Annotated in this window: 11 protein-coding genes and 3 tRNA genes; 11 read left to right on the top strand and 3 right to left on the bottom strand. The window is 38.4% G+C overall.

Features of this window, described 5'->3' with window-relative positions:
* Positions 1–363: 363 nt before the first annotated feature.
* From JQC92_RS18415 to JQC92_RS18450, 8 genes are all read left to right on the top strand, one after another.
* A tRNA-Cys gene (locus JQC92_RS18415) sits at positions 364–437 on the top strand.
* 42 nt (positions 438–479) lie between these two features.
* Positions 480–565, top strand: a tRNA-Leu gene (locus JQC92_RS18420).
* A 39-nt stretch (positions 566–604) separates the two neighbouring features.
* Positions 605–690: transfer RNA gene (locus tag JQC92_RS18425), tRNA-Leu, on the top strand.
* Positions 691–801: 111 nt separating this feature from the next.
* Positions 802–1,995, top strand: coding sequence for an amino acid aminotransferase (locus JQC92_RS18430; protein ID WP_205001019.1), 1,194 nt, complete (start codon positions 802–804; stop codon positions 1,993–1,995).
* A gap of 114 nt (positions 1,996–2,109) precedes the next feature.
* Positions 2,110–2,331: a hypothetical protein gene (locus tag JQC92_RS18435; protein WP_205001020.1), complete on the top strand. Its 222-nt coding sequence runs from the start codon at positions 2,110–2,112 to the stop codon at positions 2,329–2,331.
* A 964-nt stretch (positions 2,332–3,295) separates the two neighbouring features.
* Positions 3,296–4,711: a M16 family metallopeptidase gene (locus JQC92_RS18440; protein WP_205001021.1), complete on the top strand. Its 1,416-nt coding sequence runs from the start codon at positions 3,296–3,298 to the stop codon at positions 4,709–4,711.
* Positions 4,708–6,207, top strand: a complete 1,500-nt coding sequence (locus JQC92_RS18445) for an insulinase family protein (RefSeq protein ID WP_205001022.1) — start codon at positions 4,708–4,710, stop codon at positions 6,205–6,207. Before JQC92_RS18440 ends, JQC92_RS18445 begins: the two co-directional genes overlap by 4 nt.
* Entirely contained in the window at positions 6,200–6,925 is a 726-nt protein-coding gene (locus JQC92_RS18450; RefSeq protein ID WP_205001023.1) for a lipase family protein, read from the top strand. Before JQC92_RS18445 ends, JQC92_RS18450 begins: the two co-directional genes overlap by 8 nt.
* 350 nt (positions 6,926–7,275) lie before the next feature.
* Here the strand turns inward: JQC92_RS18450 and JQC92_RS18455 are convergent, their stop codons facing one another.
* Positions 7,276–8,193 (bottom strand): DMT family transporter, encoded by a 918-nt coding sequence (locus tag JQC92_RS18455; protein ID WP_338049531.1) that lies wholly within the window; start codon positions 8,191–8,193, stop codon positions 7,276–7,278.
* A 198-nt stretch (positions 8,194–8,391) separates the two neighbouring features.
* On the opposite strand from JQC92_RS18455, the gene JQC92_RS18460 reads away from it, so the two are divergent.
* Complete coding sequence (locus JQC92_RS18460; RefSeq protein ID WP_205001025.1) at positions 8,392–9,207, top strand: DUF417 family protein; 816 nt, start codon at positions 8,392–8,394, stop codon at positions 9,205–9,207.
* A gap of 44 nt (positions 9,208–9,251) precedes the next feature.
* Here the strand turns inward: JQC92_RS18460 and JQC92_RS18465 are convergent, their stop codons facing one another.
* Entirely contained in the window at positions 9,252–10,715 is a 1,464-nt protein-coding gene (locus tag JQC92_RS18465) for an ankyrin repeat domain-containing protein (RefSeq protein WP_205001026.1), read from the bottom strand.
* Between the two features lie 66 nt (positions 10,716–10,781).
* Entirely contained in the window at positions 10,782–10,982 is a 201-nt protein-coding gene (locus JQC92_RS18470) for a hypothetical protein (RefSeq protein ID WP_205001027.1), read from the bottom strand.
* 306 nt (positions 10,983–11,288) lie between these two features.
* Here JQC92_RS18470 and JQC92_RS18475 point away from each other — a divergent pair, with 306 nt between their 5' ends.
* Both JQC92_RS18475 and JQC92_RS23295 read left to right on the top strand, forming a co-directional pair.
* Positions 11,289–11,729 carry an IS630 family transposase gene (locus JQC92_RS18475; protein ID WP_205001028.1) on the top strand — a complete coding sequence of 147 codons (441 nt, stop codon included), beginning with the start codon at positions 11,289–11,291 and terminating at the stop codon, positions 11,727–11,729.
* A gap of 22 nt (positions 11,730–11,751) precedes the next feature.
* On the top strand, positions 11,752–11,997 hold the full coding sequence (locus JQC92_RS23295; protein ID WP_420851330.1) for a transposase: 246 nt from the start codon (positions 11,752–11,754) through the stop codon (positions 11,995–11,997).
* The last annotated feature ends 118 nt before the right edge of the window (positions 11,998–12,115 follow it).

A 12,115-nucleotide genomic window follows, 5' to 3' on the forward strand; every position in this document is an offset into this window, starting at 1 on the left:
ATACCATCAAGGCTACAAGACAGATTTCTTGATAAATAAGCCGAATATATGACAGCAATGAACCCTGTTTTTTCAAAAACTAATGCCTTGTAAATAGGGGAGAGTCCATATATGGGTATATATATCGGTAATAGAGGTTTTCATTATAACGTTACGAATTTTTTCATTGTCTTGATAGTGCAAAGGTTAAAGACTATTAAGTGATAAAAAATCGTCAAATCGCTGCATTGTTAGCTTTTTTGTTCGATATTTCTTCGAACAAACCAAAGTATTAAAATAATCTCTATTTCTTGATTGACTCAAAATCATAAATCCGTAGAATGCCTTCTCGCTGTCAGGGAGAACTTCTCCTAAGATAGTTAAGGCGCGATGGCAGAATGGCTATGCTGCGGATTGCAAATCCGTCTATCTCGGTTCAACTCCGGGTCGCGCCTCCACATTAAAATTACGTTTTAATGTAATGCTTTATAAGAAGATGAGCCCGAGTGGTGGAATCGGTAGACACAAGGGATTTAAAATCCCTCGCTTAATAGGCGTGCCAGTTCAAGTCTGGCCTCGGGTACCATATTCTTATAAATAAAGCGTTACGATAAAACAAAGTTTTGCCCGAGTGGTGGAATCGGTAGACACAAGGGATTTAAAATCCCTCGCTTAATAGGCGTGCCAGTTCAAGTCTGGCCTCGGGTACCATTATTTATCAGTGAAATCACTGAAGAATAAACAGAAAAACCTCAACATTTGTTGGGGTTTTTTTGTATTCTATACTTAATAAAATTTCCAAATCCCTAATGAGATTTCACTATGATTTTTTCAACTGTCGAGCAAGCTCCTGCAGATCCTCTATTTGGTTTAAATGATGCCTTTAAAGCCGATCAGAGACCTGAGAAAGTAAACTTAGGTATTGGCGTATATAAAGCTGATGATGGTACAACACCAATTTTAGATGCTGTTAAAACAGCAGAAGCTCGATTGCTAGAAACAGAAAAAACAAAAGTTTACCTTGGAATTGAAGGTGAGTCTCAGTATAACTTGGGTGTGCAAAAACTGTTATTCGGAGAAAACTCTGAACTACTATCTCAACAGCGTGTTGAGACGCTTCAAGCGCCGGGTGGTACGGGAGCGTTAAGATTAGGAGCTGAGTTTTTAATTCGTCAAACAAAAACGAAAACCATTTGGGTCAGTAACCCAACTTGGGCAAATCACAGTAATATTTTTTCGACGGCTGGGTTCGAAATTAAGGAATATGATTATTATAACAGTGACAGCCACGGTTTAGATTTTGAGGGTATGATTTCAAGCCTATCAAATGCAAAAGCTGGAGATATTGTACTTTTCCATAGTTGTTGTCATAACCCTACGGGCATCGACTTAAACGCTGAGCAATGGAATGCAATAGCCATTGTTTGTGTTGAAAAGCAGCTAGTGCCGTTCTTTGACTTCGCCTACCAAGGTTTTGGTCATGGCATTGAAGAAGATGCACAAGGTTTGCGGATTGTAGCAGCTCAAGTGCCAGAATTACTGGTTGCAAATTCGTTTTCAAAAAACTTTGGTTTGTATAATGAGCGTATAGGTGCTGTTACCTTGGTGGCTGAAAATACTTCAACAGCTCAAAAGTCTTACAGCCAGATTAAGCGAATTGTTCGTGCGATGTACTCTAATCCCCCAGCACACGGTGCCTTAATTGTAAGTACAATTTTGAACGATGCTAAACTTACAATGCAATGGCATAATGAATTAAAGCAAATGCGTGAACGCATTGCTCAAATGCGACAGTTGTTTGTGAATACTTTAAATGCTGAAGGTGTTACACAAGACTTTAGTTTTATTTCTGATCAGATAGGTATGTTCAGCTTTTCGGGTTTAACAAAAGAGCAAGTGGAAAAACTCAAGAGCGAGTACGGCGTCTATATTGTTGGTTCAGGACGAATCAGTGTGGCAGGAATGACGACCACTAATATTCCTGTTATTTGTAAAGCGATTGCTCAAGTTTTATAGTCTTACCATAATTGTATCAAAGAGGCCTAAGTGCCTCTTTTTTATTGCTTAAACTGAAATAAAAACTGAGATTTGAACTAAACTTTCTCTTAATGGAGATAAGGAAGTTTAGTAGTGTATTCCGTTTCGACTTATGAAAAGAGAGTTAGTCTTTTTTATGCCTATCGACAAATTTTAGTCGATGAGGGTGTCATTGATTCAATTTCAGAGCAACCTGCTTTCGAAAGTGGTCATAACGATTTTGATAAAATCGTGCTCTCAGGTAAGGCATCAGATCAGTTGTCAGAAGCCAACATTTCAAAAATCAAAGCCATTAACACGGCTTATTTAGAATAAGGGCATATTAAATTATCCGACGATGTTCTCGCTGAAATTCAGTCTCCAGAATTTACTTTACCGTCAGCTGATGCCCTTCACACCGTCATCCAAGATTCATTAACGAACGCTACACGCAGAAGCAAGCAAGTTGAAGTATTTAAAACCGTTGTAGAAGATAATATCCACCAAACATTTGGAGAAAATGTCCATTCAGCAGATATTAGTGATGTAAGAAAGGCGTTAAAGAATAAAGTTGCATCGATCCTTTCTCAACATGTCACCGGAGCACAAGATATATTTTTAGTTCAAAAGGCATTTGCACTTTACACTGCGGCTAAGTCGATTGAACAATACCAAGAAACAGGAAAAAGTTCTGTAATATTAAAAACACTCGATTCGTATGTTACTTCAAATTACACAGACATTGACGGTCTAGATTCACTTATTAATCTAGGTTTTTCGGACTTATTTCAGTAGTGATGGCAGGGCGGGATCGCGCTTTAGGTCTTGAAAAATAATTTAATGCCATTTTGAACTTTCTTCTATAACGATGATCAGATCGACAAGTGAATACTGATTTGGGCCTGATTATGGACGTAATGAAAGAGATTGAACAAATTGATGACCATCGTGTAGATGCTAATAAATGCGTTAATTAATAGTGTGTTGTATGTAGATAGACATGCAAGCTTAGATCACTGCTGGTTCCTTTGATCTGCTTGAAAATATAACTGTTTAAGTAAATATGTATTTTTATCCTGAGCACTTATGGGGACTAGATTGGGTCTTGGGGTTTTGTACATTGTTTAAATAGATATTTGTGGCTTTGGCTTTTGGCGTTTTCTTTCGTGAAAGTTTTGGTTCATTAATTATCTGGTTCAAATTGAGGCGCAGTTAATTCGCAATATTGTAAAGTTGCAGCTGAGAACGTTAAACAGTATCTTTATTTTAATCATTCAAATGGATTCGAACTGTTTATTATATGAAATGGAACTGGATGTTAGTTGGCTCTGCATTGGTTATAAAGCCTGTATTGGCTGACTCGTGTAATTTAACGGCGCAAGCCATGCCTCTTTATCAACTCGAACAATCGATTGCTCATAAGGTGTTAGATAATGGCTTAAACGTTAGACTCATCAATCGACCGTCAAAGAAAACGGTGTCAGTGGTGAGTCAATTTAATGTTGGCTCTAAAAATGAAGTTGAAGGACAAACAGGATACGCACACCTTTTTGAGCATTTAATGTTTGAAGGCAGTAAACACGCTCCTGGGGATAGTTTCAGTCAACAAATGGATGCTGTTGGAGCCGATACCAATGCCACAACTTGGTTTGATAGAACAAATTATTTTGAAACCATCCCTACATTTGCGCTTGAGTTAGCCTTTTTTTTGGATTCAGATCGTCTTAGATTTCCTGACTTGACTAAAAAAACGATTGCGATTCAAAAACAAGCCGTACTTCAAGAGCGCACACTAATGCTTGAATCTCAACCTTATCTTGAACCTGCTTCAGAGTTCTTATTCCAGCAGATTCGAGACACGCCATATGGTCACAGTGTTATTGGTTCTAGAAAAGATATACAGTCGGCGACACAAGCAGAGCTGCAAGCCTTTCACCAGAAATATTACCGTCCAGATAATATGCAACTGAGTATTGTTGGTGCTTTACCTGATAACATCGATGAGTTAGTGACTGAATACTTTGCTCATTGGCCGAAACCTGATTCTGAGTCGACTCCTCAGCCTGAGGTAAACATTCAACCTAGAGCCATCTCTGGAGAAATTGTAGACGATCGCGGGCCATGGCCTGCAAGTTTATTGTTTTGGCAAACGGTAGGCCGGAGCCATCCTGACAAAGCGGCAATTCAATTACTTCAGGCGCATTTGTTTTCTGATAAGTCGGCTGAATTACAACTTAATAATTTGCATGATCCTGAGTACATGCTTTATTACCCTCTAGCTCAGTCTTTGTCTGAAATCGGAGTAGCAGGTCTTGCAATAGCACCAAGAGCAAGAACTCAATTAGATGCTCAGGTAAAGTCAATAACATCCCTTATTCATCAAGTTCAAAAGAACAGTATTGATGAGCAGCGTTTATGCTATTTGAAATCCGTTTACCTCAATGGTCGAATTAATTTACTTCAAGATAATTTAACGATTGCAAAGGTATTATCTGATACGCAGAGCTCTCAATCACAAAATCCATTAACCGCAAGTTGGCAACAAGTGAATCAGGTATCCGTTGCAGACATTCGAAGAGTGGCGAACATCTATTTTTCACCTGCTCACTCCATCAGGTTAGATTTATTGCCACCTTGGTATATTCGCTGGGCTAAAAGCGTTTTGGAATTATTACCGAAACGTACAACGGATTCACTTGAGGAGGATGCGTTATGAGAATATTGAAAAGCAGTGTATTAATGCTTTGTTTGGTTCTCGTCGCTTGCCAAAATAAGATTGACTTTACTCCTGTCAGCGAACCAACCCTGCCGACTTTTCAGGTAAGTAATGGCTTTCCAAAAATAGTACCTGACTGGGATATTCTCGATAAAGAAAATCAGTATCTGACTCATGCTCATTTTACGCAAAATGATGGAGTAGTTGTTCCCATCTCGGTTTATCAAATCGTTGGAACGCAAGAAAATAAGTGGGATATTAGGCTGGTAGGAGTCAATCCGACAAAGCCAATTTCTAACGCAGATGTATTGGTGAGGGCATTCAGGCGTCAGTCTTTATCCATGTTGGCCATTCAGCAAGATGAATGCATGGAAAGTATTTCTACTGATGCTTCATATCATTCCGTTACAGTAGCAATGAAGTGTTTTCGTCCTAACGATGGTCATTTTAATCAACTAGGGGCGTTCTGGGGAACTGAGTTTGCAGAAGATATTGATGTCGACACCGTTAGGCGGAATTTAAAACTGAATAGAAAAATTCAATCTGTGACTGGTAGTGATATCAACCTTGTTTTTCAGCAGCACCTTCTTGGTAAAAAGCACCCATACTTACAAGTTGTTCAAAACAGGGTTTTCTTTGAAAATTTGAACCTAGAGAAACTCAAAAAGTTACATGCTCAAACGTCTTCAATGCTTGAATGGCATTTATTACTTAAAGCACCCAGCCAGTTAAGTGAAGCTGAACTTTTAGCTATCGCCAAGCAAGTCACCGCAAACATGGACGTAAAAACTCGTTCAGTTGTTCAACATGATGTTAATTTAACTTCTCCCAAACCGCCTAAAACAATTTATTTTATTGATGCCCCAAACAGTTCGAATATTATGGTTCGAGTGGGTTTGCGTTTCCCACAATACTTTCATAAGGGCCGAGCTGTTTCCCCGAAAGATGAGGATTGGCTTAATCAACAGCAATCTTTATACGCCTGTAATACGCTCAGTGGGATCCTTGGACGAGGCTCATACGGAAGGCTGTTCTATGATTTGCGTGAAACAAGAGGGTTAACTTACGGCGCTTATGCTTATTGTCGAAATCAAGAGCTGTTAAGAGCAATGGTATTGTGGGGGAGCGCTTCGAAAGAGCACAGTGGTGCCTTTTTAGAAGGAATGTTGCGACATATCAGTCTATTGAAAAGTGAGGCGCCACAGCAAGCCGAAGTAGACGCAATAAAACTGTATTTTTTAGGTCAAGATTTAATTTCGAAGGACCAAGATGACGGAATGGGAACGTTACAATTATTAGAATCTAGTAGTCATAGCGCAAAGCTCGAACGTTTGGGTTGGTTAAAGCGCGCTACATCAGGGAGTATTCATGCCTTATCGAAGCAATTTTTATCATCGACACCAATTGTTGTTGTGCGCGGAGATGCAGATGTCATCCTTGATGATATTAGGCAAAAATTACCGGGCTGGAAGATAAAGGAGGTAAAAGGTGAATAAATACCTTCTTTGTATTTTAATTTCGCTATTGAGTGTTAGCGCTGCGGCAAAAGACTGTGTTGTTATTTTGCATGGCCTAGCGAAGTCAGACAAAACAATGTCAGAAATAGCGTCGAAGCTGTCAGCAAATAATTTTAAATCTGTGAATGTTGATTACCCTTCCACAAAATTCCCTATTCAACAACTCGCTGCAATGGCCATTGAGCCAGCTTTGAAGCAATGCGAACCATTAAAAGAAATGAGTAATATTCATTTTGTTACTCATTCAATGGGGGGAATTCTGGTCAGGCAATACCTGTCTGATCATGATATCTCTAATTTAGGGCGTGTCGTCATGCTTGGCCCACCAAACAATGGTAGTGAGGTGGTTGATAAATACAGTAAATTTCCTGGTTTTGACTTAATTACTGGGCCCGCTGGTCTCCAGTTAGGAACGGGACAAATGAGTGTTCCTAAAAAGTTAGGTGCAGTAGATTTTGATTCGGGTGTAATTGCAGGCAGTAGTAGCCTCAATTTGATTCTTTCAACCATGCTACCCAATCAAGATGATGGCAAAGTGAGTGTTGAAAGTACAAAGGTTGAAGGTATGCAAGATCATATCATTATGCCTGTCACCCATGTCTTTATGATGAAAAATAATAAAGTGATAGAACAAGTGATTTATTTTTTAAATCACGGTGAGTTTAAAAGAAACTTTCACTTTAGAGTTGCTCCTTGATTTAGCTATAACCAGTAATGAATACCAGGATCTGTTGATCTTTCGAGATTATTTTTGCAGCGATAAATTGGTTATTTTATGCAAGGCAGAGCTTGTGCGGTTTGGTTATTACCGAGATACAAAACTGTCGTTACTTCGTTTCCAAATAAGCAAGCGATAACGTAGCATAAATGACTAATTTACGCTGTCTTCGATGCTTTTTGTGCGTTTACTGTTCTGTGTTGTGACCAGCTCACTTAGATGGCTAAGCTTCACTGCTCACGCCTTGAACAGGTAAACGCTCAAATAGCACAAGATTTAATCCTGAAAGATCAATTGACCCTAACAGTAAGGCTATGCATTCCAATTAATCATTTACTATTTGCTGAATTGCTCGGTTTCAATATATTCAATATAGGCTTTTTGATTTGACTGAGAATTATTCCACCCAACATTAAGCTACAACCTGACATCTGAATAGCTGTTAGGCTTTCATTTAGCAAGTACCAGCCACCTGTCGCAGCGAAAACGGCTTCGATACTTAGAATGATTGCAACATGAGATGGAGAAACGCTTTTTTGAGCCATGACTTGCAATGTAAAGCCTAAAGCCACCGAGAAGATACCGCTATAAAGTAATGCGCCTCCAGCTAAATATATTTTGTTTGCGTCATAACTATTTTCTAAAAATAGCGATAAGCTCAAACTGATTAACCCACAGAAAAAGAACTGACAAAATGCTAATAACAAGGCTGAGTGATATTTAACAAAATGGTCAGTAATTAGAATGTTCAGCGCCCAAAAAATAGCTGAAATTAAAATGAGAGTGTCACCAATATTTAGAGATAAATCATATTTAGCAGACAAAAAGAACAGCCCTATAACTGATATTGAAGCGCCGAACCAAGTGTTGTTACTAACTTTTTGATTGATCAATATGCCAAGCATGGGGACAAAAATAATATAAAGTCCTGAAATGAATCCCCCGTCAGTTGCTGATGCAGTTTGTAAACCAAATTGTTGTAGAGCTGTCGCTATAAAAAGGCTTGAGGACATTAAGATAATTGCGAGAAAAAGAGGCTTTAAACTTTTGAGAGAGATATTTATTTCACTCCGAAAGTAAAGTAATACAGGAACTAAGAACAGTGCTCCAAGGAAAAACCTTAATCCATTAAAAGCAAAGGGCTCAAGATGTTTCATCCCCAGAATTAGAGCAATAAAGTCGAACCCCCAACAGATAGCGGCTAATAAAGCGAATAAGCGACCGGTCATAAATAGTACCTCTGTCATGAAAGATGATATAACTATAGTCAGAAAGAGCCAGAGTTGTTAGTTGCAGTAGTTTGTGTTCTAGGAGTCGTAGAGAATGAACGAAAATAATTATCAATAGTGAAAATTCAGAATAATAATTTTAATTATAAATTTATGAAATAGAGTCATAGAGTGAATGGTCTATTGTCTCAACCCCAAACTCTATGAGTATTTTTCATGAAAACTTCAAATTTAAATCCAGTATTTTATTTACTTGCCTTGTCTTCAGTGTTACTAGGCCCATCAATGTTATTGATGGGCGAAACAAGACACATCACTTTAGTTACAGACTTCTTTTCTATTTCAACGCTTGCAAGCGCTTCAGTTTTTAACGCAGTTGCTGGATTAAGCTTCATTGTGATAGCTGTGCTTTCAGTATTGTCACTGAAAAATGAAAACATGCACAAGCCTTTAGCTTGGTTATTGATTTTAGTTGGCACAATACCTTTACTTGCTCTTTTTTCTTCAAAAATGTGGATTGGTTCTTTAGGTGGTTTTCCCGCAATTGGAGCAGGGCAAGGTGTCATTAAATATTTTGCGCTTGTTTCAGTGGGTATTTTACTGCTCAAGCCTTCAATAAGTATTTGTCAGCAAAAAATGATAGCAGCGTTTCCCGTTATTCTCGTGTTGCTTTGGATTGGAGGTATGAAGTTTACCGAGATCGAAGCAAAAGGTATTGAAGACTTAGTTGCGACATCACCATTTATGTTTTGGATGTATAAATTTTGGGATGTGCAAACCACCTCAAACTTGATTGGCGTTTATGATTTAATCGCTTTAGCTTTAGTTCTAGGCTCAGTATTCAAATCAAGATTATTTATGTTCGGTGCTTTTATGTCAGGCGCCGTTTTTGTTGTGACTCAAACCTTCTTATTTAGTGTAGATGGTGCGCTTACATCTCAGACAATTTTATCGTCCACGGGTCACTTCTTGATTAAAGATTTATGGTTTATTGCTAACCTTGTTTGTTTATGGAATTTAATTAAAGAGTAAATGCAAAGATTAGGGGAGGTATATCCTCCTCTAACTTAGATTTTCTAAATCATGACAAAATCTTCTGCATCTGAAACATCGTCAGTATCTGCTATCCCTTGTCTTCGTTCAGAGTCTAACTTGTCTTGTATAAAACCAATGCTAGTAGACTTCTTTATTTCTCTCGTTAATCTTGATTGAGCTGTAAGCTCTGCGAGCATTTTGGTACTACTTCCACAAGCTTCTGCTGCTTTAATATCTCCAACTTTTAGGGCTAGGAAAAGAACGGATTCTCTTATTTCTTTTTCAGTCGTTTCTTCTGAATCTTTACCTTTTTGCAGAGCGGCATACTTAGTTTTTAGAGCTCTTGGCACATTAAGTTCTTCTAATCTCCACCCAGAATCGAACATATGTATTGCTAGGCACCAATAGTCATTTTCCAGTGCTTGTGCGAGAAGTTTTGCTTTAGTCGGTAAGTCATGAGTAATTATATTTTCGGATTCCATGTTTAAGCCTAAACACTCAAAAGGTGTTTTTTTTGAAAAATTTTTCTCAGTCGAGTCTGCACCAGCTTGCAGCAGGGCGTTAGCACTGTCTAATTGACCATAAGCGATTGCATAATGAAGTGCTGTGTTCCCTCGTGTATTTTTTAGTGCAACATTAGCTCCGGAGTCCAATAAAAATCTAACTTTTTTAAATCCATCCTTAACACCAGTCTTGCAGCTTGTCATTAAAGGTGTCACTCCTGCATCATGAAGAGTGACTTGACCATTTATACAAGCACCTTTATCAAGTAATAGCTGAAGATGTCGTACTTTTGGAGATTCTTTCGCAGCGAACGTTGTGATATAACTGGGTCTATTGCGTGAAGATTGTTCTATAGCATCTTCAAATTCTAGCAACTCTTTCAAGCAATCTGGGTTTGATGACTTACAACAATATTCTAAAGCCGTGTAATTACATTTTGTTGTCAATGACAAGTCTGGCTTGAGTTTCTTTAGCAAAGCGATAACTTGAGGTCTGTTATTAAAACAAGCATGTATTAATGCATTCCCACCCCCAGAGTCTTGCAAATTAACAAAGCCCGGCAAAATGCTCTTAAATGCGCTTTCTTTTTCGCTCTCCAGCATACCTGTTTGACAGTCTCTGATAAATAAGACTGCATTATCAAGAAGAACGTTGTATTCTTTCAGCTTTTGCTCAAATTCAACTTTCAATTCTGGGTCAGGCAAATCGTATCCACATAGACAACCAATACCATTTTCGTGAGAGCCAAAGAGTGGATTATGAAAAGTACTATCAGGCTCTCTATGGAAAGCAGTAGCTAATGACCAGACTCCCGCCCATTGAGATGGAATATTACAAGTAAACCACACGTTCTGTTCAGATTTCGTGCTGTAGAATTGAACTCGAACTTCTTCAGAATTATTCTTGGCCTTTCCTATTGCTGTAAAATCGGCGGGCTGTATAAATACAGCTGGATTTTCTCTGGTGTTTAATGTGACAGTTGAACTTATTGAAGATGACATTTCACTCTCCTCACTACTCTTAATAAAATGAGTTATAACTATGAATTCGATGTAGAATTGTATTTGCTAAACGAATATGACTTCCTCATCATCACTAGAATTAAAAACTTCCTTACTTCTTGAGCCTGCCTCATCAATTTCTTGTTTGCAGCCAGCCATGTAACGTTTTGAATTCTGTAATTTAGTTGCTGATTTGAGTAAACTTGCATTGTCCGAAAGCTTAGTTAAGTATTCAGGGTTAGCTTCAGCAAACTTTTCTGCAACCATTACATCTCCGTCTTTCAAAGCTAGGTAAAGAGCTGAACTTTTAGATACGGCATCAGTGTTTTTTTTGAACCCGCTCTAAGTGCGTTATATTTCGCTATTAGTTTGCTTGAAAGGCTTATTTGTTCAACTTTCCAGCCGGCAGAGTGATCACTATCTCATAATAAACCTGAACAACTACTTATACCAATTACATTAATTATGTGATCTAATGTTGTAATGTTTAACTTGCCGATATTTTTGATGTATTGCTTATCTGAAATTGACTTCACGAAACTAATCGCAAATGAAAAAAATGGTCGTTTGCGCATGCGATTACTTACCTTATCTCACGTAAAAGATGGGGCATCTAATGCACAAGCAGCCCGCTATATGAAAGTTAGCCGCCGTAGCGTAAATAATTGGGTTAAACGATTTAAGAAAGAAGGAATTGATGGGCTTAAAGAAAAGCCACGCTCAGGACGGCGAATCGCACTATCAAATGAACAATTACAACAGCTAAAAAGCTACGTTTTAGATAACAATATCAAGGCTTCTGGTGGTAGGCTAAAAGCATCTCTACTTATCCACTACATAAAAGACAACTTTGATGTGGAATACAAAATTTCCAATATCTATCGCTTACTTCACCATTTAGATCTCAGATGGATAACCAGCCGCTCTAGGCACCCTAAGCAATCAGAAGAAGTTCAAGAAACTTTTAAAAAAATTCAAAATAGAAACGATCGCTCAGATCTTACTGAACTTTAAAGAAGAGCAGCTTGATATTTGGATTCAGGATGAGGCTCGGTTTAGTCAACAAAATACAACTACTCGTATTTGGGCAGAAAAAGGCTCTCGCCCACGAGCGGTGAAGCAGCAACAGTTTGAGTACGCTTATATTTTTGGAGCCGTTAGACCTGACACAGGGGACACTGAAGCCCTAATAGCTCCGTGTTTGAACAAAGAAATAATGAGAGAACACTTATCATTAATTTCGAATAGGACTGAAGAAGGCCGCCATGCTGTTGTAATGTAACCATTCACCAGCGTAGTATTGACTAATCGCTGGTGAGGTTAAACACATCTGGATAAGGTTTACGTTGTGTTACAGCCGTAACAATTTCAGAGATAACTTCGAGCGCAGATAAACCACG

The organism is Parashewanella hymeniacidonis (assembly GCF_016900895.1).
Lineage (GTDB): Bacteria > Pseudomonadota > Gammaproteobacteria > Enterobacterales > Shewanellaceae > Parashewanella > Parashewanella hymeniacidonis.

Coding starts and splice junctions, on each gene's coding strand:
- JQC92_RS18430 (WP_205001019.1), top strand. CDS start 802: ATGATTTTTTCAACTGTCGAGCAAGCTCCTGCAGATCCTCTATTTGGT.
- JQC92_RS18440 (WP_205001021.1), top strand. CDS start 3,296: ATGAAATGGAACTGGATGTTAGTTGGCTCTGCATTGGTTATAAAGCCT.
- JQC92_RS18445 (WP_205001022.1), top strand. CDS start 4,708: ATGAGAATATTGAAAAGCAGTGTATTAATGCTTTGTTTGGTTCTCGTC.
- JQC92_RS18455 (WP_338049531.1), bottom strand. CDS start 8,193: ATGACAGAGGTACTATTTATGACCGGTCGCTTATTCGCTTTATTAGCC.
- JQC92_RS18460 (WP_205001025.1), top strand. CDS start 8,392: ATGAAAACTTCAAATTTAAATCCAGTATTTTATTTACTTGCCTTGTCT.
- JQC92_RS18465 (WP_205001026.1), bottom strand. CDS start 10,715: ATGTCATCTTCAATAAGTTCAACTGTCACATTAAACACCAGAGAAAAT.
- JQC92_RS18470 (WP_205001027.1), bottom strand. CDS start 10,982: ATGGTTGCAGAAAAGTTTGCTGAAGCTAACCCTGAATACTTAACTAAG.
- JQC92_RS18475 (WP_205001028.1), top strand. CDS start 11,289: ATGCGATTACTTACCTTATCTCACGTAAAAGATGGGGCATCTAATGCA.